Genomic DNA, 21,290 nt, shown 5'->3' with positions numbered 1-21,290 from the left:
TCGCCCGCGACGTATCAAAGACGCCGAGTTGATAAGACAAATTGCGTTGTCGGTAGGTGTATCAACCAGAGGTGAGGGCAGCGCGCTGTGGTCCGGCGGCGGCACCGTCAGATCAGGTCCCAGCTCAACGGCGTGCCGCGGGCCACGTCGACGGTGAACCGCCGGCCCAGCACCCGGTCGATCTCGACCGGGAGCAGCCCACCGGCCGGTCGGATCGAGCGGACGTTGTGCACGGTGACCTCGTCGCCGGCCCGCACGTCCGCCACCACGAACAGCGAGCGCCGGAAACGCAGGCCCTCCCGCTCGGCCGGGGTCGGTCCGACGGCCGTGCCGCCGAGCGCCGCGTACGCCCGCTCCGACTCGGTCACCAGGGCCGACAGCTCGGCCGGGTTCAGGGAGAAGTCGGAGTCCACGCCGCCGTCGGCGCGATCCAGGGTGACGTGCTTCTCGATGAAGCAGGCCCCGAGCGCCACCGAGGCGACCGGCACGCCGATGCCCGGGGTGTGGTCGGAGAGGCCGACCGGCACGCCGAACGCGTCGGACAGCACCGGAATGCGGCGCAGGTTGCTGTCGGCGGGTGGCGCGGGGTAGGAGGCGGTGCAGGCGAGCAGCACGATCCCGCCAGCGCCGCCGTCGCGGGCGGTGCGCACGGCGGCGTCGATCTCGGCCATCGTGGCCATCCCGGTGGAGATGACCATCGGCTTGCCGGTGGCGGCGACCAGCCGGATGAGCGGCAGGTCGACCAGCTCCGACGACGCGATCTTGTACGCCGGGGCGTCCAGCTCCTCCAGCAGCTCCACGGCGGAGGCGTCGAACGGGGAGGAGAAGACCGTCAGCCCCCGCTCGCGGGCCCGCTCGAAGATCGGCCGGTGCCACTCGTACGGGGTGTGGGCCCGCTCGTAGAGCTGGTACAGGTTCTGGCCACCCCACAGCTCGTGCCCGCCGGAGATGCGGAAGGCCGGGGTGTCGACGTCGATGGTGATCGTGTCCGGCCGGTAGGTCTGGAGCTTCAAGGCGTGCGCGCCGCTGGCCGCCACCGCGTCCACGATGGCCAGTGCGCGCGCCAGGTCGCCGTTGTGGTTTCCGGACATCTCGGCCACCACGAAGGGGCGTTCCCCGGTGCTGACCAGGTGTGGCCCGATCTTGAGCGTCGTCATTGTGATCCGTTTCCGTGCGTCTGTACCAGCGTTCGGTCGTTCGTCGTGCCGTCCGGGGCCGGGCCGGCCGCGTCGCTCGGTGCGGCGCGGGACGCGGGTTGGCGCAGCCGCCCGGCCAACCGGTGAGCCCGGCGCAGCGCCGAGTAGGCCAGGTAGCTGTCGCGGCCGACCAGTCGGTGCTTGAGCCCGGACACCCCGCCCGGGCGGGGATAGCCGCCGCTGGGTAGGTACCGGCGGTAGTGCGCGGCGACCCGCCGGAAGAAGTCCCGGCGCAGGTGCGGGTGCAGCCGGTCGTCGTTGCCCACCACCACCAGGAAGTGGTTCACCATCAGGTCGAACAGCTCGGCGTGCCAGCGCCCGTCGGGATGCCGCTGTCGCAGCCAGGCGAAGAGGCGATCGTACTGCTCGAAGGAGTCGAAGTGCCGGCCGCTGCGGGTGGAGGTGATGGCGCCCTGACGACCCTGACGATAGAGATAACAGACCCGGTCCAGCACGGAGATCCGTTCCGCGCCGATCAGCAGCGGATGGCTGAACGGGATGTCCTCGTACCATCCGGGGTGGAAGCGCAGCCCCGACTCGGCCATGAACTCCCGGCGTACCACCTTGTTCCAGGCGGTGTGCTGCACCCGCAGCAGTTGCGGCCGGTCGGTCAGCCGGGCCACGCCGGAGATGTCGTGCAGCAGCCGACTGCTGGAGTCCACCTCCTGCCGGCCGGATTCGTGCACCCGCAGGTGGTCGATCATCATCACGTCGGGGCGGTCCGCGCGCAGCCGCTCCAGCACCGCCGGGATCGTCCCCGTGGGCAGCCAGTCGTCGCTGTCGACGAACCAGACGTACCGGCCGGTGGCCACGTCCAGGCCCGCGTTACGGGCCGGTCCCAGACCGACGTTGCTGTCCAGGTGCAGGACGCGCAGCCCGGGGTGCTCGGCGGCGTACTCGCGCAGCAGTTGCCCACACCGGTCCGGCGAGGCGTCGTCCACGGCGATCACTTCCACCGCCGCCGGCTGGCCGGCCGGAATGTCGGCGTGGATGGAGTCGAGGCACTGTTCCAGGTACGCCTCGACGCCGTACACCGGCACGACGACGCTCAGCAGCGGCGTTGGCGACGGCTGAAGGACCACGTCCGCCACCTTCGACTGCCCGGGTGGACGGGCCGGGAACCCGAAGTGACCAGGGGTGGTGGATTGTTTGAACAGCATATGCGCTACAGGTTAACGGCGGATGACCCTGTTTCCCCAGTAGGTAGCAGAAGGGAGTTCGGCGGGCGACGGACGAGCGTGACGCCGGGTGCCGTCGATCGGGGCGGTTGGGGGCCGGCCGGGCGGGTAGGGTGCCCGACGGGCGGCACCGACCCCGGTACGGCCGGGCGGCCGGCGCCCGGCTGCCGACCGGCGGGCGGGAGAAGCCGGCGGGCGGGAGAAGCCGGCGGGCGGGAGAAGCCGGCGGGCGGGAGAAGCCGGCGGGCGGGAGAAGATGGACGTGGACAGGCCGTTGCGGACAACCGCGAGCGGGGCATGACGAGCAGTGTTCTCGCCGCCCCCACGACCGCCAGTCCCGGACGGACGGACGCCGACCGGCTCCCCTCGCTGACCGGCCTGCGGTGGATAGCCGCGCTGCTGGTCTTCGGCTTCCATGCCGGCACCATGCGGATCATCGCCGAGCCCGGTCCCCAGGCGGTGGTCGGCGAGATATTCACCCTGGGCCTGTCCGGGGTGCAGTTCTTCTTCGTCCTCAGCGGCTTCGTGCTGGTCTGGTCGGCCCGGCCCGGTGCCTCCCGGCGCCGGTTCTGGCGGCGCCGGTTCGCCAAGGTCTATCCGAACCACCTGGTGCTGTGGGCGCTGGCCATGCTGGCGGCGCTCTGGTTCGCCGACCCGATCAACCCGGTGGCCGCGCTGGAGAATCTCCTCCTGCTACAGGCGTGGGACCCCCGGCCCGGCCACTTCTACAGTGTCAACAACGTGAGCTGGTCGCTCTCCTGTGAACTGTTCTTCTACCTGTGCCTGCCGCTGGCCCTGCCGGCGGTGCGGCGGGCCCGGCCGTGGCTGTTGTGGGCCGTGGTGATCGCGGTGCCCCTGCTGATCCTGGCGCTCTGGCCCGGCCAGGCGCTGGTGCCGGAGCAGAGCCGCTGGTGGTTCACGCAGGTTTTCCCGCTGGTCCGGTCACTGGAGTTCTGGATGGGCGTGGCCGCCGCCGAGCTCATGCTGCGGGGGCGCTGGCGGGGGCCTCGGCTGCCGGTCGCCGGCCTGATCTTCGTCGCCACCTGGGTGATGGCCGCTCAGTGGATCCGGGCCGAACTCTGGGCGGCGCTGCTCTCGGTGGCGTACGTCCTGCTCATCGCCGCGGCGGCGGACGCCGACGTGCACGGGCGGCGCTCGCCGCTGCGCTCGCGCCCGATGGTCTGGCTCGGCGAGGTCTCCTTCGCCTTCTACCTCGTGCACGTGTTCGTGATCATGACGATTCTGCGGCTCACCGGCGACTGGGGAACGGGCCTGCCGGGCTGGTGGGGGCCGATCGCCGTGATCGGCTTCCTGCTGTTCACGCTGGCGCTGGCCGCGCTGCTGCACCGCTACGTGGAACAGCCGATGATGCGCCGGCTGGCACCGAGCCGAGCGGCACCCGGTGGATCCGCGCGACCCGGGGCACCACGACAGCGGACCCGCGACGACGCCCGCCCGGCGGGCGCCGGGCGGCGGCCGACCATCCATCGGGGACGGTGAGTCGGAACTGTGCTGACCTGCGGATATCGACGCCGGTGGCGACGCGCCGACGACGCGCGACACGCCCGGTGGCGGTGTGTTCCGGCCGTCCCGACGGTAGCGTGACGAGGTGCCTCCCGCCGCGCCCGCCCGTCCTCTGTGGTGGCTCGCGCGCTGGGCCGCGCGGCTGCTGACCAGGTTCGCGGTCGCCACCGCCTTCACTCTCGGTGCCTGGGCGACGCCGGCCCACGCCGCACCCGTCGAGCCGCTCGCCCCGACGGGCTGTGCCCGGCCGCCGGCCGCGGCCGGCGTGCCGTCGGCTTCCGCCGGGTGGGACCGCGCCGTGCGGCACGAGCCGGCTGGCCCCGCGGCGTCGACCCGCCGCGGCGGCGTCGACGACGACCTGGCGGGCGCGCCCGCGATGCCGCCTGCGGTGGCTGACCGGCCTCGGCCGCCGGTGCTCGCGACGATCGCCGCCGCGGTCGCCCCGGCCCCGGCGGCGGTCGTCACGGTCGCCCACCCGACCCGCGGCCCGCCGCACCCTGACTCAGCGGACCGTTCCGTCGCGGTCCGACGCCCGCGTCACCGTCGCGCTGCACCGCCGCCGGCCCGCCCACGTGGTGGCCCCGCCACCCGTCGGCCCGGCTCCCGACCCAGCGTGGTCCGCGCCTCGTGGTCACGCCTCAGCGTGGTCCGCGCCTCGTGGTCACGCCTCAGCGTGGTCCGCGCGCCGTGGTCACGCCACAGTTGGTCCGCGCGTCGTGGTCACGCCACGACGATCCGCTGCCGGTACGGCCGCCGTTGCCGTACCGATCCCCCCGAGGTGCCGCCATGGAGAAGACCGTCGTCTACCAGTTCCTGATCGGGGTGCCGCGGGCCGCCGCCATCTGGTCGGTCCTGCTCGTGCTCGCGCTGGGCATGCTCACCGCGCTGGTCGCCCGCCCCGAGCCGGTCCAACCCGCCGACGAACCCGCCGGTGCGGTCGAGGATCCGGCCGCGACGGAGGCAGCCGACCTGCGTCGCTACGCCGGCGAGGTGGCCGTGGCGGCGATCGGGGCCGCGCACAACGCCCGCCGACGGAGTGCGCAGTGGCGGGCCGCCCAGACGGACCTGGACCGGGCCTGGGCCGGCTACGACGCGGCGGAGTCAGCGGCCCGGCGGCTGGTCGCCGCCGGGCGGCTGCCCACGCCGCGGACGCCCCGCACCCCGACCGAGTACGCCGCCAGGGAGCGCTGGCTGCGCCGTGCCGCGATGGCGGCACACTGGCGGGGAGACCTGACCGCCCGGCAGCTCAGCGACGTGCTGGCGGGCCGGGCGGGCTGGGATCCCCGCCGCCACCCGGCCGAGCAGGAGGCCGTCCTCGCCCGGGTGGTCCGCGACAGCCGCCGGGCCGTCTACCGGGCTGCCGCCGAGCGGGAGCGCGACCGGTGGCGGGCGGCGGAGGTTGCCACCGAGGCGGCCCGTACGCTCTCCGCCGAGGCGTACGCCGCCGCGGAGCGGCTCCGGCCGGACCTTCGCCCCGCCCCGCGCCGGGCGGCTGCCGGTCGTCCGGCGGGGATCCTGCGCTGGCGGCCCGTCCGACTGGGCTGAAATTCCGTGACCCGGGTCACACCTACCGAAGAATCGGTCACTCGGCGTGGTCGTGGCGATTACTGCCGTAATTTCCGTCGGCATTGTCCGCCGGCCATCCGGTTGCCACCCGGAGGCGCCCGGAACGCCGTGAATCCCATTGGGCGACGGCAGTTCCCGGATATCCGAAAATTGCTGAGCCGGATCATGTTTAGGCAGCTCATCTGGGGTTGGCTTCGAGGTGACTGGTCAGTAGTGTCGGCGCGTCCGGTGCGGTAACCGATCGCAGGAAGCGACGCCGCACCGACCCGCTCAATCGTGGTCTCACGAACCGGGGACCCACTGCACCACTGGGGTGAATCCGCGAGCCTCGGCCCGCGGTAGGGCGATCTTCCCGCCCGAATCCGTCAGCTAACCCGGTCGGCGGTGTCGGAAGGAGTTCCAACCTCGTGCAGTTCGTGGTGATCCCCCCGTTGCTCCCCCGCCTCCACGGCACCGCGGTGCCCGCACTCGCCGGCCCGGCCGCCGCGAGCTGACCCCGGTCACCGTCGTCGCCCGGTGTCCCCGGGCGCACCCCTCGAACGGCCCATCCCGCTACCCGGGCGGTCCGTCGGCACCCTGTGTGCCGATCCGACCGTCGCGGAGCCGGTGCGCCGCTCGCCCCTGTCTCCCGTGGAGGATTCCGTGAACCACCCCCTCAAGCGTCAGCTGCGCCGGCTGGCCACCAACCGCCCTTACCAGGTCGCCGCCGCATCCGCCGTCGCGCTGGTGCTGGCGACCGGGACCGGTGCCGCGCTCGCCGGCACCGAGGACACCCCGACCACCGCGCACACCACCGCCGTCGCCGAACTGCGCGGTGACACCGCGGCGTCCCGCAACCAGGCCCGGACCGAGGCCACCACGTCGACCGCCGCGCCGAGCAGCGCCGCGCCGAGCGGCGCCGCGCCGAGCGGCGCCGCGCCGGCCAGCCCCACCGCGGCGCCGTCGCCGGAGGCCACCCCGGCCTCGCCGGAACCCGAGCTGACCAGCAAGAAGGCGGCCCCGAAGCCGCCCGCGTCGAAGGTCCTGGAGTACGCCTACCAGGCCCAGACGAACGGGTACTACTGCGGCCCGGCGGCCGTGCGCAACGCGCTCAGCGCCGCCGGTGTCGAGCGCAGCCAGGACGCCCTGGCCGCCCAACTCGGCACCACGTTCGCCGGCACCAACTCGGCCGAGGACACCACCCGGGTGCTGAACGCCGTGGTCGAGGGCAGCCCCTACGAGACCACGATGATCCGGGGAGGCGCGGCGACCCCGGCCCAGATGGACACGCTTCAGGCCGACATCGTCGCCGCGATCACCGACGGGCGGGGCGTCGTGGTGAACGTCGCCGGCAGCGTCACCGACACCGACGGCGGCTGGCACTCCTTCCCCGGCGGCCACTACATCGCCGTGGTGGGTTACCAGGACTCCGGCCGGCTGGTGCAGATCGCCGACTCGGCCAACGCCGGCTACCCGTCGTACTGGGTGACCACCATCGACCTCGCCAACTGGGCCGCCACCCGCGGCTACTCGGCCTGATCCCGGCCGGGCGACGCCCGGCCCTGCCCGCATCCGCTCCGCGAGCACGCGAAAGCCCTCGGCCAACTGGCCGAGGGCTTTCGCGATGAGACGTCAGGCGCGCGGGCCGTGCTGCTTCGCCAGCCCGACGAAACTCGCCCAGGCGGCGGGGGCGAAGGCCAGCGTGCCGCCGTCGCGGTCCTTGGTGTCGCGCACCAGCACGACGTCAGTCAGGTTGTCGGCGACCTCCACACAGTCGTTGCCGCTGGAGCCGCTGCGGGTGGACTTGCGCCAGGTCGCGCCGTTCAGATCCATGGCTTCACAATATCCTTCATCAGCTCGATCGACTGGCGGCCGGACAGTGCCTCGTTGCGCACCGCCTCCCACCGGGACAGCAGGGCACTCAGGTCGTCGTCCTTGTCGACCAGGACGCCGCCGAGTTGGGTGTCCAGACTACCCACCCAGCCGCCGTCCGCGCCCCTCGCCAGGATGAAGGGGCCGGTCAGCCCGGCATGCATGCCGACGCCGGCGGGCACCAGGTGCACGCTGATGCTGGGCCGTGCGGCGAGGTGGATCAGGTGGTGCACCTGCTCGACCAGCACCTCCTGTAGGTCCTCGTCGACCCGCCGCAGCACCACCTCGTCGATCACCGCGACGAGCTGGGGCGGGTCGTCCTGCTCCAGCACCGCCTGCCGGGCCATCCGGTTGGTGAGCCGCCGCTCCACCTCCTCTTCGGTCAGCGCGGCGTCGGTCCGGATCACCGCGCGGGCGTAGCGCTCGGTCTGGAGCAGCCCCGGCACCAGCGTCGGCTGGTAGCAGCGGAGCTGCCGGGCGTTGCGCTCGGCCTCCAGGTAGGGCAGGAACCACGAGGGCTGGCGCAGCACCTCCGCCGTGCGCAGCAACTCCTCGAACATGCCCCCGGTCTCCAGGACCTCGTCCGCCCGTTTCGCGTACGGCCGGTCGAGGGCTCGGGTGCCCACCTCCACAGCGGACACCAGGGACGCCGAATAGTTCGTCCGCCGGCCGAACTCCTCCTGGTTCATGCCCGCCGCAGTGCGCAGCCGGCGAAGCTGCGCGCGGATCAGCTCGTGCAGGTCGGAAGGCTGCTCACGTTCCATGTCTCCTCCACCGGGCCTGTCAAGATCGCCAAGGGGCCACCCAGGGCCGGATCGGGGCACCCGGACCCCGCCCTGGCCGGCGTCGATGCCTTCCGACCGTAGTGCCGTCCTCACCAGACTGTCACGCAGCGGGGCCGCTCCCATCCAGAGGGGACGGGGCGGTTCTGTCCCGGGGCCGCCCGGGCGCCTTCCCCCGCGTCCGGGCGGCCCTTCCGATCGCTGACTGGGAGGTCGATGTGCGTACCCGGGTTGCCTGGTATCAGTGCCCGACGACGCTGCTGCCGGTGTACTCGCCGGAGCGGCACGAGCAGCGCGGCACCCGCCTACCGCCGCCGCTGCGAGACCCGCGGTCGCTTCAGCGGGGCCCGCAAATGTCGTGGGGCCCGCAGCTGCCGTGGGGCCCGCAGCTGCCGTGGGGCCCGCAGCTGCCGTGGGGTCAGCAGGTGTCGTGGGGCCCGCAGCTGCCGTGGGGTCAGCAGGGGGACACGGGGTTGCCGCAGCGTCGGCGTGGCACGCACCTGCCGGAGTGGATGCGTGAGCCGACCCGGCCGCTGCCGATGCCGCGTCCGGGGCGTCCCGGTTGGCTGACGCCGGGGCAGCAGTGGCGGGCCAACGGGGGTCGGTGGTGACCGCTGGCGGCTCGGGTCCGATCACCACCCGACTCTTCGCTCCCGAGCGGGGCCCACGTCCGCAGCGTCCGCACGCCCGTGGTGGCGAGGTGCCGCACACCCCGTTGCGGCCGATGTGGTGCTGCCGGGCCGACGGGCAACCCTGGCCCTGCGGGCAGGCCCGGCTGCTACTGCGCGTCGAGTACGACGGGAACCTGCCCGGCCTGTCCATCTACCTCGCCGGCCTGATGTACGAGGCGATGCGCGACCTCTACCGCCTCAACCCGCACGACGGCCCGGAACCCGCCACCCTGTTCACCCGCTTCGTGGCCTGGACCCGCCGCCCCGCATAGCGACCCCGCCACCGCGCATGGCGTCCCCGCCACCGCGCATGGCGTCCCCGCCACCGCGCATGGCGTCCCCGCCACCGCGCATGGCGTCCCCGCCACCGCGCATGGCGTCCCCGCCACCGCGCCGACCGCCACCCGTCGCCCCAGCCACCCACCGGTCGCCCCGCTGCCGGCAGGTCCGCCGAGATCTTGGACAGTTTCCGTTCGCGAAGAACGGAAACTGTCCAAGATCTCGTGCTTCTCGCGCCGTATCAAGCTGGGCGATGGCCGCGAGCACGGGCCTGCTGGCCGGGCCGGCCAGGGCGTTGGAGATCGGTACGGGCACCGGCCAGGCCACCCGTGACCTGCTGGCGCGCGGCTGGCAGGTGGTCACCCTGGAACCGGGGCGGGAACTGGCGGCGGTGGCCCGTCGCGTGCTCGCCGGCCGTGGGGACGTGCGCGTCGTGGTGTCGTCCTTCGAGCGGTGGGAGGCCGGCGACCAGAAGCCGTTCGACCTCGTCTTCGCCGCCATGTCGTGGCACTGGCTGGATCCGCAGGTCGCCTACCGCCGGGCCGCCGAGCTGCTGCGCCCCGGCGGCCACCTGGCGATCGTCGCCACCGAGCACGTGTCACCACCGGGCGGCGACGACTTCTTCCACCAGGTCGAACGGATCTACGACGTACCTGACCCTGCTCTCCACCTACTCCGGCCGCATCGCCGCGACACCCTGGCAGCGGAAGACGTTGTTCACCGGCATCCGCGACATGATCGACGCCCGCCCGTCGGCGACGGTACGCAAGCACTACCTGAACACGCTCCAGATCGCCGGCCGGATCAGCTGATCCCCGGCTGCCGGGTACGAGGATCAGCAGAGCGGTGTCGACAGGACGACCTCAGGTGGCGGGGGAGAGGGGCGCACCGGTCGCGGCGCGTGGCGCGGGTGCGGTCCAGGCGGCCGGGTCCAGCTCGCGCCGGGCGGCGGCCAGGAACACCTCGGCGTACGAGTCGGCGGGGAAGTCGCCCAGGTAGCGCCGCCGGGCCGCCCAGCGGGCCTCGGCGAGCGGGTCGGTGTCGAGGAGCCGGGTCAGTACGTCGTCCACGTCGGCCATGTCCCGGCGGAGCACGTAGCCGGTGGTGGCCAGCGGAAACCGCTCGACGAACCGGTCGCCGTCGGCGCCCATGTCGGTGATCGCGTACGGCTTGCCCGAGTAGAGCCAGTCGGAGACGACGCCGGAGATGTCGGAGACCAGCGCGTCGGCCCGGTTGATCGACTCGGCCAGGGTGAGCCGGCTCGCTGCGGCGCCGTAGAGGTGCTGCCGTCCACTGCGGGACTGGTCGGCGGCGAGCAGGTCGTGCAGCCGCCCCAACTGCCGGGCCGAGGCCGGGTTCTGCGCGGTGTAGGGGTGGGCCCGCAGGATGACCGTGGCACCCCGGTCCAGCAGCCGCCGCAGCAGCGGCTCGGCGACCGGTAGCGAGCAGTAGTCGGCGTCGGCGTGGTGCCCGGTCCAGGTGGGGGTGTAGAGCACCGTCGGGTTGGCCGGCCCGCCCGCCGGCTGCGGGCGCACCTCGATCGCCTCGACCTGCGGGCGACCGACCACCACGAACTTCTCGGCCGGGATGTCGATCCCGGCCCGGGCGTACCGGTCGATCGCCGCCTCACCGGCTACGAAGATCCGGTCGAAGATCGCCGAGACCGGGTTGGCGCTGGGGGCCTTGTCGCTGTCGCCGTGGTGCAGTTGCACGTGGGTGAGCTGGGTGAACCGGATGCAGTGGCTGTTCTTCGCACCGTGGTTGACATAGAACGCCACCCGCAGGCTCGGCACCAGCGCGTCGTCCATGGTGCGCAGGGTGGGGCAGTAGACGACGGGCGCGGTGGTGGCCGCCGCGATGGCCGGCAGGGACTCCGGCTCCCGCAGCATCACCACGAAGGGCCGGCCGATCCGTTCCAGGTAGGGCAGCCACATGGTGACCTGGTACTCCGAGCCGGGCGGGGCGGAGAAGTGCAGGACGAACTCGGGCTGGTGCCGGCGCAGTGCCCGAGCGACCGCCGAGCCGCCGGCGGGCGGCCGGAACCGCCGCCGGGCCAGGTCGAGGGCGGCGGTGCCGACGGCGGCACCCGCCAGCAGGCTCGCCACCAGTACGACGGCGGCGGGCAGGCCGGCGAGGGCGGCGACGGCCAGCATGGCGAGCACCCCGCCACGATGTCGCCGCCACGCGCGGCGACCTGCGGCACCCAGGTGCGTACCGGCAGGTTGGCGGCGCGGATCTCCAGGTTGCCGGCCTGGCGCAGCGGGCCGGCGGCCAGCACCAGACCGAGCAGCACCAGGGCGGTGGCGGCCAGGGCCGGGTCGAACCCGGCGTCGAGCCGCCGGGCGTAGCCGACCAGGATCCCGGCCGCGATCAGCGCCGTCTCCGCGACGTTGTCGGCGCCGGGGCGGACCCGGCGCTCCCAGGCAGTGGCGGCGAGCGCGGCCACCGCCAGACAGAGCCCCCAGGTGGTCGCGCCGGTCAGCGCGACCACCAGGAACGCCACGACCGCCCCGCCGGTGGCCAAAGCCCGTGCGGTCAACTTCCGGACCAGCTCACCACGCATCTCGGTGTCGCCTTCGCGCTTTGAGGGTCGGTCAGCCGACGGTAGCGGTGCTGGCCGATCGATCGGTCTGGGTGGGGACCGCGGCGGCGGCCGGCGCCTCCCCCGGCGGTCGGCGTACGTCGATCACCTGGCCGGTGAGATCCGAGATCAGCACGTCCAGCGACGCCTGTGCGACGGTCTCGGCGGCGAGCAGAGTGTGCTCCGGTTCCGCGCCGAAGGCCTTGGTCCGCATCGGGGTGGCGGTGCGTTCCGGGTTGATGACGTTGACCCGTACGCCGAACTCCGCCCACTCGTCCGACAGCGCCTGGGTGAGGTTGACCAGGGCGGCCTTGGTGGCCGAGTAGAGCGCGTAGTCCGCCCGCCCACGGGTGTAGGAGCTGGACGTGTAGAGCAGCAGCTGGCCCTTGGTGTGCTGGAGGTAGGGCAGGGCCTGCCGGGCGATGGTCACCGGGCCGACGAAGTTGACCTGTAGCACCCGGTCGATGGTCGCCTGGTCCATCTCCGCCAGCGCGCCCTTCTCCAGGACCCCGGCGGTGACCACGACGTGGTCGATGCGGCCGGTGGCGTCGAAGGCGGTCTTCAGTGCCGCCGCGACGTCCTCGGGGCGCTCCACGTGGGTGCCGGTGCTGGAGCGGCTGAACGGGAAGACCTGCGCGCCGTGGCGGCGGGCCAGCTCGGTCAGGTCGTGGCCGATGCCGTAGCTGCCGCCGAAGACGACGATCGTGCGGCCGGAGACCTCGTCGCTGTAGGCGCGACGGTCGGTCAGCCGGGGCACCTGGGCGGCGGCCAGCTGGAACAACTTGTCGGCCAGGTGCACGTCGACGGGGTGGGTGACCTTGATGTTCTCGTCCGAGCCGTCGATGACCTTGATCGGCACCTCGGGCAGGTAGCGCAGCACCACGCCGCAGTCGTCGGTGGCGGCGAAGTTGGGGTCGCCCTCGGCCCGGCGGTACGCCTCCCGGATGGTGCCGGAGCGGAACGCCTGCGGGGTCTGGCCCCGGCGCAGCGTGGCCCGGACGGGGATGTCGGTGATGCACTCGTGCTCATCGACCTGGATGATCGTGTCGGCCGACGGGATGGCCACGTCGACCGCCGAGTAGGTCCACAGCGCGTTCACGCACGCCCGGACGATCCGGCCGCTGAGCAGGGGCCGCACCGCGTCGTGGAAGAGGATGTTGCAGTCCGCGTCGCCCACCGCGTCCAGCGCGACGCGGGTGGTGGCGTTGCGGGTGTCGCCGCCCTCGATCACCTTGGTGACCTTGCGGAAGCCGGCCTTGTCGACGATCTGCTGTGCCTGTGCGACGTGACCGGTGGCCATCAGCACGATGATCTCGTCGATCTCGGGCGCGGCCTCGAAGACGGCCAGCGTGTGCTCGATGATCGGCTTACCGGCGATCTTCAGCAGTTGTTTGGGGATGCCGAGGCCCAGCCGGGTCCCGGTGCCGCCGGCCAGCACCACGGCCACCGTCCGTGAGGGGCGCCACGGGGCCGGACTTTCCGGCATGGTGCCCGGGTCGGTGGTCTGGTCCTGCGTCATTGCCGGTCCTCGCTCTCGGGGATGAATGGCATCGGTGGGGCACATGAACGGAAGGTGCTGCCAACACGGCGACGGGATGAACCATAACGCGGGCCGCGCCGCCCCGTAACGAGGCGGCGCGGCCCGCGCGGTGTCGCGCGTTCACCCAAACTCTACTTGCCGTTCGTAAATGCCTCGTAGGCCGTCAGCACATCGAGAGTCGGGCCGTCCATCCGGATTTCGCCCGATTCGAGCCAGATGGTGCGTTCACACGTGTCCCGCACGGAGGAGAGCTGGTGGCTGACCAGGAACACCGTGCCGGCGCTTTCCCGCAGCTCTCGGACCCGCTGCTCACTACGCTTGCGGAACGCCTTGTCGCCGGTCGCCAGCGCCTCGTCGATCAGCAGCACGTCGTGCTGTTTCGCCGCGGCGATGGCGAAGCGCAGCCGGGCCGCCATGCCGGAGGAGTAGGTGCGCATCGGCAACGAGGCGAAGTCGCCGCGCTGGTTGATCCCGGAGAATTCGATGATCTCGGGAAGCCTGCGCTGCGCCTCCGCCGGGGACATGCCCATGGCCAGGCAGCCGAGCGTGACGTTGCGCTCGCCGGGCAGGTCGTTGAGCAGGGCGGCGTTCACCCCGAGCAGCGACGGCTGCCCCTGGATGTAGACCGTGCCACGCTCCACCGGCAGCAGCCCGGCGATGGCCCGCAGCAGCGTCGACTTGCCGGAGCCGTTGCTGCCGATCAGCCCGATCGCCTCCCCGCGGTACGCGGTGAAGCTGACCCCGCGAACCGCGTGCACCTCGCGCACGTTCGGCGCCGAGGAGCGGGTGACCATTCGCTTGAGCGCGGCCACCGGGTTGGGATTGCCGGTGGCTCCCTGGTGCACCCGGTAGACGACGTGCGCCTCGTCCACCACCACGGTCGGGATCCGCTCCTGGATCCGGGGCAGGGTCACCGTCACATCATTGGACATCTCAAGGTGATCAACCACGGCCGTACTCCTGTTCGCCGCGCCAGAAGTAGAAAAACCCACCGAAGCCGGCGACGACCGCCCAACCGAGCGCGATCAGCCAGGTCATCGGCAGCGAGTCGTTGAGCAGGTGGGAGTTCTCCAGCAGGGACATCCGGGCCAGCTCGATGTAGACCAGCATCGGGTTGAACTGCACCACGGTGGTGGCCCAGCCCGGCAGGTTCTCGGCGAACAGGTCGACGCTGTAGAGCACGCCGGAGCCGTACATCCACGCTCGCAGGATGAAGGGCATGACCTGCCTCAGGTCGGTCGCCTTGGCGCCCAGCCGGGCCATCGCCATGGCCAGCCCGGCGGTGAAGACCGTCTGGAGCAGCACCGTCGGCACCAGCATCAGCCACATCAGGGTGATCGGCTCTCCGGTGGCCACCACGATGCCGAGCAGCACCACCATCGAGCCGAGCAGCTGCTGGAGCTGGGTGGCGGTGATGGCCAGGGGCAGCGAGGCCCGGGGGAAGTGCAGGGCGCGGATCAGCCCGAGGTTGCCGCTGATCGCCTGGGTGCCCTGCATCAGGCTGGTCTGGGTGAAGTTGAAGATGAACAGACCGGTGGTGAGGTAGGCGATGAAGTTGTCCATCCCCCGGTTCTGTTCGAGCACCAGACCGAAGATCAGGTAGTAGACCGCCGCGTTGGTCAGCGGGGTGAGCACCTGCCACAGCTGCCCGAGCCGGGCATTGCTGAACGAGGCGGTCAGCTTCGCATGGGAGTACGCGGAGATGAAGTGCCGGTAGCGCCACAGTTGGCCGCTGTAGCGGCCCAGCGAGGGCCGCTGGCCGGCCACCCGCAGCCCGTGTCGGGCGGCCAGTTGGGCTGGGGTGAGGCCGGAGTCGGGGTCGGCCAGCAGGTTGGCCATGGGGTTGGGCGCTCCGATCTGTCGTGCCGGGCGGGTTGTTCGCGACGATGAAAATGGCGTGGCCAGTGCGTGGAGCGCCGCTCCGCCGCTGCGTGGACAGTAGTCCGAAACACGTCGGGACGCAACCGTAGCGTCCTTGCGGTACATTGTTCCTCGTGACAGTCGAGAAGAGCCCCAGGTGACGACCGGAAAGAGGCGCGCACCCGCTGGCGCGGCGGTGCTCCGTGGTGAGATCACCACGGCCATCCGTCGTGCCCTCATGCAGGAACTCGCCGCGGTCGGCTACGGCCGGCTCTCCATCGAGGCGGTGGCCCGCCGGGCCGGGGTCAGCAAGACCGCGATCTACCGCCGGTGGAACTCGAAGCTCGATCTCGTGCTGGAGGTGGTCGCCGCCGCCGCGGGCGGTCGGCTGCCCGCGCTGGACACCGGCAGCCTGCGCGGCGACCTGGCGCTGCTGTTCCAGGTGGTGGCGCACGCGCTGCGGCACCCGCTGGCCTCGCAGATCATCCCCGACCTGCTGGCCGAGGCGGCCCGCAACCCGACAATCGACGAGACCCTCCGGCGGGTGCTGCGGACCCGGCAGCAGGAGATCGCCGGTCAACTGATCGCCAGGGCGATCCGGCGCGGCGAACTGCCCGCCGCCACCGACCCGGACGCCGCGGTCGACCTGATCGTCGGGCCGCTGTACTGGCGGCTCGCCATCGCGCGGACGCCGGTCACGGACAGCTATCTGGAGACCCTGGTCGAGTCGGTGGCGCTCGGGCTCGGCGCCCCGGACGCGCTGCCCCGACAGCGGGCGGCGCCGACCACCGGCTGAGTGCCGGCCGCGCTGACCACCGCTGGTCCAGCCCACCCGCAGGTCGGCCCCGGTGCGGCGCGCCGAGGCCGGCTACTACCCTCGGCGGAGATCGCGCGGCGGCCCGCCGTTCGGCGCGTACCCGCCCGTGCCACGAAGAGGACGCCCGTGTCGATGACCGACGAGACCGTTGCCGTCGCCGCACCAACCCCGGCGACGGCCGACGAGACCGTCGGCCCCGCCGCCGCGCCCGCCGGTCCGCGCCGGACCCGGGCGGTGTGGGGCAGCGTCCGGGCGGGGCTCGCCGCGGTGCCCGCCGTGCTGACCGACGGTGCGGTGCTGGCGTTCGCGCTGTGGACGCTGCTCTACCACGCCGCCCTGCCGCTGGGCCTCGCCCCCTCACTGACGCTGCGGGTCTGGCTGGTGGCGAGCCCGGCGCTGGCCCTGCTCGCCCTGCTGGTCCGGCTCGCCCTGGCCCGGCGTCGCCGCGCGGTGCCGACGACCTCCGGCGCTGACTCCGGGCCCGCCGCCGGTGCCGCTGCCGAGCCCGCCGGCGGAGCTGACTCCGGGCCTGCCGCGACGCGCGGGACGGCGGGCCACCGCGACCGGATGCCGGTCGCCGGGCGCTGGTGGACGGCGCTGGTGCTGTTGGCCGGCACCGGCGCGGCGATCACCGCCGGCGTGGCGGGTACCCCGGCCGGGGCCGGCATCTCCTGGTGGGTGCCGGCCTCCGCCGGGATCGTGGCGGCCGTCGGTGCGGTGCTGCTGACCTGGCGAAGCTGGCGGCTCACGCCGGCCACCCGGTCGCCGGCACCGGCGCCCACCGCCTGGCAGTCGGGGTACGCGCTGGTGATCGGCGGCGCAGCCGCCGTGGCCTCGCTCTTCCTCGCCCGCAGCACCCCGGACGACATCTACTACGTCGGCCGGTCGGTGTGGGTCGCCGAGCGGGACAACGTGCCGCTCAACGACTTCCTGTTCAGCGAGAACGTGCTGCCGGCGATGGCTTCGCAGCCCCCGATCGCCAGCATCGAGGTCCTCGCCGGTGCACTCGCCCGGCTCCTCGGCATCCCCGCCGTCTCGGCGACGTGGTACGTGCTGCTGCCGGTCATGGCCGTACTGGCCGTGCTGGCGCTCTGGCGACTGGTGCAGCGTTGGGCGCCGCGGCGCCCGGTGCTCGCCTTCACCGTGGCCGTCGCCTTCCTCGCGCTGGTCTGTGGCCCGGACGCCGCCCTGGGCACCTTCCATCTGCCCCGGCTCTACCAGGGCAAGGGCATGTTCGTCTCCGCGGTCGTGCCGTTGATGTGGCTCTACCTGACCCGCTGGTTCGACGACCGCTCCCGGCGCGGGCTGCTGCTGATCGTCGCGCTGTCGATCACCGCGACCGGGCTCACCACCACGGCCGCCATCATCCTGCCGCTGCTGGTGGGCGGGGCGGCCCTGATGATGCTGCTGGTGGGACGCTGGAAGTCGGCGCTCATCGTCGGGGTGGCCACGCTGACGTACCCGCTCGGGGCGGTGATCATCACCCAGTTGGTCCTCGGATCGGCGACCGCCGCCGCGACAGACGTCAACTTCTACGACGCCGCGCACACCTACCGGCGAACCTTCGAGATCGGCATCGTCGGCGTGATCGGCGGCCTTGCCCTGTGGTGCGGCCCGTTGCTGGCCCGCCGCCGCACCCCGGCGCTGCTGGCAGCCGGCGGCGCGGTCACGCTGAGCGTGCTGTTGGTGCCCGGAGTGCTGGAGTGGCTCAGCGCGCTCACCGGCATCTCGGTGGTGCTGTGGCGGGTGCCGTGGCTGCTCGCCCTGCCGGCACTCATCGGCCTGCTGTGCACCGTCTGGCTGCCAACCCGACTGCGTAGCCTACGGGCGCTGGTCTCTCTGGTGCTGGCCGGAGCGATGGTGGCCTCGTTCGCGGTCTACGCCGTCCCGATGTGGGACGAGCGCAGCGGGGTGTTGGTGCACGACGAGCGCACCTGGAAGATCCGGCCGGAGCGGCAGGCCATCGCGCAGTTCATCGTGGGCCTCGACCGCCCGGACGGGCTCGTGCTCGCGCCGGCGAGCATCATGCGGACCATCCCGGTGCTGACCACCCGGGCGCGGGTGGTCCTGCCACGTGACTTCTTCCTGATCGAGTACGACCTGAACTCGCAGTTCTCGCGGGACCGGCTGCTGCTGACCCGGTTCGCCAACGGCGGCCCGGCCGCCCAGCGGCCCGCCGAAGACGAGGTGGCCGCCGCGCTGGAGCGGCTGGACGTGGGCACGATCTGCGTGTACAGCCGGAACCGCTTCGCCCGCCGGACCGGCGCGCAGTTGGGCTACACCGAGTTCGCCAAGCGGTCGGCCGATCCTCCCGTCCACCCGAACGCCGTCACCTGCCTGCGTCGCGGGTAGGCCGATGCCCGGGGCGACACCCGGGCGTCGTCGCGTCGATGTCTCGCGTTAAGGTCGCAGCTGCGCTGGCGCCGGGGCGTCACCCGCCGGCCATCGATCTCGCTAGGGAGCTACCCCTTGTTCGGCACGTTGACTGTGCGCGTCGGCACGGCCGCGCGCGGGGCCCTGCTGGTGGGGGCGTACCTGATCCTGCTCGCCACCGGCGCGCTCGGCTGGGTCGCCGGGTTCGCGGTCGCGGCCCTGGCGGCGGTGGCCGGCGAGTTCGCCGTCGAGCGGTGGTCGCCGGCCACCACGGCCCTGATGGAAAAGGCCGGCCTCGGACTCGGCTACCGGCAGTTGGCCCGCGACGGGTCGGTCGTCCTTCTGGTCGTCGCCCAGGTGCAGTTGGTCGGCGGCGAGTTGACGCTGCTGCTCCTGCTGCCCGCCACGGTGTGGGTGATCGCCGTCTTCGCCGGAGCGTTCCGCCGGATCATCGACCGGCGGAACCCCGGTGGGTCGATGGTGCGCAACATCGACCTGGGTCGGCTCGGCGCGGCGCCGGGCCTGCCACGCTGGGCCGCCGCCCTCACCGGCGACCGGTTGCCCTGGGTGAACGTGCTGCTCGTCCCGGCGTCGGTGGTCGCGGCGGTCGCCGGCACGGTGGGACCGGTGCACCTGGCCGGCGCGCTCGCCGTCGGGTTGGCCGCGGTGGTCGGCGGAACCGTCGGGTTGACCTGGCTGCGCGGCAGGGGCACCGGGCACGGCGCCCAGCTGTCGGCCGTGCAGCGCTGGCTCGACGGCTACCGCCCGGAGGTCGCGCTGTACTTCGCCGGCCCGGCCAAGGACGCATACCAGGCGAACATGTGGCTCGGCCCGACCGAGGCACTGGACCGCCGGGCGGTGGTGTTCCTGCGGAACAGGGACGTGTTGCCGGCTCTCGCCGACACCCGGCTGCCGGTGGTCTGCGTGCCGCCGGGGGCCGACTTCATGAACCTCGACAAGAGCGGCATCCGGGCGGCGCTGTACCCGGCCAATGCCGGTGAGAACATCCACCTGCTGCGCGAGCCGGGCATGAAACACGTGTTCCTCGGCCACGGCGACAGCGACAAGGCGGCCAGCGTCAACCCGTTCTGCCGGGTCTACGACGAGGTCTGGGTGGCCGGCCCGGCCGGCCGGGAACGGCACGCCCGGGCCGGGGTGGGCGTACGCGACTGCGACGTGGTGGAGATCGGCCGGCCGCAACTGGCCGGCGTACGCGGCGGCGGCGCGGAGCCCGGCAATCGCCCCTTCACCGTGCTCTACGCGCCCACCTGGGAGGGGTGGCTCGCCGGCGACCCTTTCCACACCTCCGTCGCGCTGATGGGTGAGCGGATCGTGGCCGGGCTGCTGGCCACGCGGCCGGAGGTCCGGCTGATCTACAAACCGCATCCGCTGACCGGCAGCCGGTCCAGCCGGGTGCGGGCGGCGCACGAGCGGATCGTGCAGCGGATCCGCCGCGCCGGGGGCGACGTCGAGGCGACCACCCTGCACGGGACCACGCACCGGGTGGTGACCGGGTCGGTGCCCACGCTGGTCGACTGTTTCAACCAGACCGACCTGCTGGTCGGCGACGTGTCCAGCGTGGTGTCCGACTTCGTGCAGAGCCAGCGGCCGTATGTGGTGGCCAACCCGGCCGGGCTGCCCGACGACGAGTTCCGGCGCGCCTTCCCGACCTCGCGGGCCGGCTACCTGCTCGCCGCCGACTGCGGGGAGCTGGAGAAGATCGTCGCGGTGACCCGGGCGGGCGACGACCCGATGACCGAGGCCCGCCGGGAGCTGAAGTCCTACCTGCTCGGCCCGGCGCAGGCCGACCCGATGGACCGGTTCGCCGAGGAGGTCGCCCGGCTCTGCCGCCGCTGACACCGGTGCTCGCCGCGCCCGGGTCGACGTTGTCGACCCGGGCGCGGCGCCGTCCGGTCCGCCCCGGCGCCGGCGGCGTTTTTGTCCGGTACCGGCCCCGGTCCGCGGCCCCGCCGGGCATGCTCGAAAGGCAGGCCGCCGGACAGGGGGATGGGCATGGACAGCTATCACGAGGACTGGACCGACAGCCAGCGCGCGCTCTACGACGAGTGCCACCGCGCCGGTGCGGACTGGGCCGACGACCCCGACACCCCGTCCGAGGACGTGCAGCACGTGATCAACCTGGCGGAGGCCGACGACGACACCCTGGCCGACGCCGAGATCGACTTCCCGCCACTTGTCGACGCGGTCACCGAGGCCACCGGCGAGGTCGTCGCCACGGTGCCGGCCAGCCACGACGACCCGGCCTTCAAGGGGTTCGTGGACGGGGTACGGGACAGCACCTCCGACGAGACCTTCGGGCTCTGAGCCGGCCCGGCGGCTCCCGGGCCTGTCACCCCGGCCGGTTGTCTGCCACCATCTAGCCTCAGCGGAGCAGACCGAACGGGGAGGCCGGGTGCGCATCCTGCTGGTCGAGGACGACCGTCGGGTGGCCGCCGCGCTGTCGTCCGCCCTGAACCGGCGAGGGTACGAGGTGGAACACGCCGCGACCGTCGCCGCGGCCCTCTCCGCCGCCCCCTGCGACCTGGTACTGCTCGACCTGACCCTGCCCGACGGCGACGGCACCGACCTGTGCCGGCAGCTGCGCCGGCGCAGCAACCAGCTCGGCATCATCGCGGTGACCGCCCGTGGCGAGGAGCGCGACCGGGTGCTCGGCCTCCGGCTCGGCGCCGACGACTACGTGGTCAAGCCCTTCTCGATGGTGGAGCTCCAGGCGCGCATCGAGGCGGTGCTCCGGCGGGCCTCGCACACGGCGCCGGAGCGTAGCCTGATCGAGGCCGGACCGGTGCACATCGACGTGGCTGCCCGCACCGTGAGCGTGGCCGGCCGGCCGGTCTCGCTGACCCGCAAGGAGTTCGACGTCCTGCTGTCGTTGGCCCGGCAACCCGGGGTCGCGGTGCCCCGCGACCGGATCCTGCTCGACGCCTGGGGCACCACCTTCACCGACCGGCACACCGTGGAGGTGCACGTCGGCTCGCTGCGCGGCAAGCTCGGCGACCCGCGACTGGTGGAGACCGTGCGGGGCGTCGGGTACCGGCTCCGGGGCGAGTGAGG

17 protein-coding genes, 2 pseudogenes and 1 riboswitch are annotated in these 21,290 nt (G+C 72.8%); of the genes and pseudogenes, 11 read left to right on the top strand and 8 right to left on the bottom strand.

The window, feature by feature from the left end:
* Nucleotides 1-107: 107 nt before the first annotated feature.
* Nucleotides 108-1,157 carry a pseudaminic acid synthase gene (pseI, locus tag KIF24_RS19960; protein WP_221085346.1) on the bottom strand — a complete coding sequence of 350 codons (1,050 nt, stop codon included), beginning with the start codon at nt 1,155-1,157 and terminating at the stop codon, nt 108-110.
* Nucleotides 1,154-2,278: a glycosyltransferase family 2 protein gene (locus KIF24_RS19955; protein ID WP_331461380.1), complete on the bottom strand. Its 1,125-nt coding sequence runs from the start codon at nt 2,276-2,278 to the stop codon at nt 1,154-1,156. The genes pseI and KIF24_RS19955 overlap by 4 nt, the downstream gene beginning before the upstream one ends.
* A 393-nt stretch (nt 2,279-2,671) precedes the next feature.
* On the opposite strand from KIF24_RS19955, the gene KIF24_RS19950 reads away from it, so the two are divergent.
* From KIF24_RS19950 to KIF24_RS19940, 3 genes are all read left to right on the top strand, one after another.
* A complete protein-coding gene (locus KIF24_RS19950) occupies nt 2,672-3,874 on the top strand; it encodes an acyltransferase family protein (protein ID WP_230415774.1) in 1,203 nt (400 codons plus the stop codon).
* Nucleotides 3,875-4,684: 810 nt separating this feature from the next.
* Nucleotides 4,685-5,443 carry a hypothetical protein gene (locus KIF24_RS19945; protein ID WP_221085344.1) on the top strand — a complete coding sequence of 253 codons (759 nt, stop codon included), beginning with the start codon at nt 4,685-4,687 and terminating at the stop codon, nt 5,441-5,443.
* Between the two features lie 278 nt (nt 5,444-5,721).
* Nucleotides 5,722-5,863, top strand: a riboswitch (cyclic di-AMP (ydaO/yuaA leader).
* Between the two features lie 231 nt (nt 5,864-6,094).
* A complete protein-coding gene (locus tag KIF24_RS19940) occupies nt 6,095-6,982 on the top strand; it encodes a C39 family peptidase (protein ID WP_221085343.1) in 888 nt (295 codons plus the stop codon).
* Between the two features lie 93 nt (nt 6,983-7,075).
* Here KIF24_RS19940 and KIF24_RS19935 read toward each other — a convergent pair whose 3' ends face one another.
* Nucleotides 7,076-7,276, bottom strand: coding sequence for a DUF397 domain-containing protein (locus KIF24_RS19935; protein ID WP_221085342.1), 201 nt, complete (start codon nt 7,274-7,276; stop codon nt 7,076-7,078).
* Complete coding sequence (locus KIF24_RS19930; protein WP_221085341.1) at nt 7,267-8,079, bottom strand: helix-turn-helix domain-containing protein; 813 nt, start codon at nt 8,077-8,079, stop codon at nt 7,267-7,269. The genes KIF24_RS19935 and KIF24_RS19930 overlap by 10 nt, the downstream gene beginning before the upstream one ends.
* A 236-nt stretch (nt 8,080-8,315) precedes the next feature.
* Between KIF24_RS19930 and KIF24_RS19925 the strand changes: the two genes are divergently transcribed.
* The 3 genes and pseudogenes from KIF24_RS19925 to KIF24_RS35135 all read left to right on the top strand — a co-directional run.
* Entirely contained in the window at nt 8,316-8,708 is a 393-nt protein-coding gene (locus tag KIF24_RS19925) for a hypothetical protein (RefSeq protein ID WP_221087676.1), read from the top strand.
* A complete protein-coding gene (locus KIF24_RS19920) occupies nt 8,705-9,040 on the top strand; it encodes a hypothetical protein (protein ID WP_331461204.1) in 336 nt (111 codons plus the stop codon). Before KIF24_RS19925 ends, KIF24_RS19920 begins: the two co-directional genes overlap by 4 nt.
* Nucleotides 9,041-9,057: 17 nt before the next feature.
* Nucleotides 9,058-9,615: pseudogene (locus KIF24_RS35135) on the top strand (class I SAM-dependent methyltransferase); the annotation flags it as partial.
* A gap of 295 nt (nt 9,616-9,910) precedes the next feature.
* Here KIF24_RS35135 and KIF24_RS19915 read toward each other — a convergent pair.
* The 4 genes and pseudogenes from KIF24_RS19915 to KIF24_RS19900 all read right to left on the bottom strand — a co-directional run bounded on the left by KIF24_RS19915 (nt 9,911) and on the right by KIF24_RS19900 (nt 15,007).
* Nucleotides 9,911-11,610 (bottom strand): annotated as a pseudogene (locus tag KIF24_RS19915) (CDP-glycerol glycerophosphotransferase family protein).
* Nucleotides 11,611-11,641: 31 nt separating this feature from the next.
* Nucleotides 11,642-13,147: a bifunctional cytidylyltransferase/SDR family oxidoreductase gene (locus tag KIF24_RS19910; RefSeq protein WP_221085340.1), complete on the bottom strand. Its 1,506-nt coding sequence runs from the start codon at nt 13,145-13,147 to the stop codon at nt 11,642-11,644.
* A gap of 152 nt (nt 13,148-13,299) precedes the next feature.
* Nucleotides 13,300-14,100: an ABC transporter ATP-binding protein gene (locus tag KIF24_RS19905; RefSeq protein ID WP_221087451.1), complete on the bottom strand. Its 801-nt coding sequence runs from the start codon at nt 14,098-14,100 to the stop codon at nt 13,300-13,302.
* A gap of 10 nt (nt 14,101-14,110) precedes the next feature.
* Nucleotides 14,111-15,007, bottom strand: a complete 897-nt coding sequence (locus tag KIF24_RS19900) for an ABC transporter permease (RefSeq protein ID WP_221085339.1) — start codon at nt 15,005-15,007, stop codon at nt 14,111-14,113.
* Nucleotides 15,008-15,224: 217 nt separating this feature from the next.
* On the opposite strand from KIF24_RS19900, the gene KIF24_RS19895 reads away from it, so the two are divergent.
* The 5 genes from KIF24_RS19895 (at nt 15,225) to KIF24_RS19875 (ending at nt 21,288) form a co-directional block, all read left to right on the top strand.
* Nucleotides 15,225-15,824 carry a TetR/AcrR family transcriptional regulator gene (locus KIF24_RS19895; protein ID WP_221087450.1) on the top strand — a complete coding sequence of 200 codons (600 nt, stop codon included), beginning with the start codon at nt 15,225-15,227 and terminating at the stop codon, nt 15,822-15,824.
* A gap of 153 nt (nt 15,825-15,977) precedes the next feature.
* Complete coding sequence (locus tag KIF24_RS19890) at nt 15,978-18,197, top strand: DUF6077 domain-containing protein (RefSeq protein WP_230415771.1); 2,220 nt, start codon at nt 15,978-15,980, stop codon at nt 18,195-18,197.
* 117 nt (nt 18,198-18,314) lie between these two features.
* Complete coding sequence (locus tag KIF24_RS19885; RefSeq protein WP_221085337.1) at nt 18,315-20,075, top strand: CDP-glycerol glycerophosphotransferase family protein; 1,761 nt, start codon at nt 18,315-18,317, stop codon at nt 20,073-20,075.
* A gap of 156 nt (nt 20,076-20,231) precedes the next feature.
* Nucleotides 20,232-20,543: a hypothetical protein gene (locus KIF24_RS19880; protein WP_221085336.1), complete on the top strand. Its 312-nt coding sequence runs from the start codon at nt 20,232-20,234 to the stop codon at nt 20,541-20,543.
* 88 nt (nt 20,544-20,631) lie between these two features.
* The gene (locus tag KIF24_RS19875) at nt 20,632-21,288 is read left to right on the top strand and encodes a response regulator transcription factor (RefSeq protein ID WP_221085335.1); all 657 of its coding nucleotides are present in this window, start codon (nt 20,632-20,634) and stop codon (nt 21,286-21,288) included.
* Nucleotides 21,289-21,290 lie beyond the last annotated feature (2 nt).

The sequence above is a fragment of the Micromonospora tarapacensis genome (genome assembly GCF_019697375.1).
GTDB classification, from domain to species: Bacteria; Actinomycetota; Actinomycetes; order Mycobacteriales; family Micromonosporaceae; genus Micromonospora; species Micromonospora tarapacensis.
The sequence above is the reverse complement of the archived record's forward strand: the minus strand, read 5'-3'. Positions and strand labels throughout refer to the sequence as shown.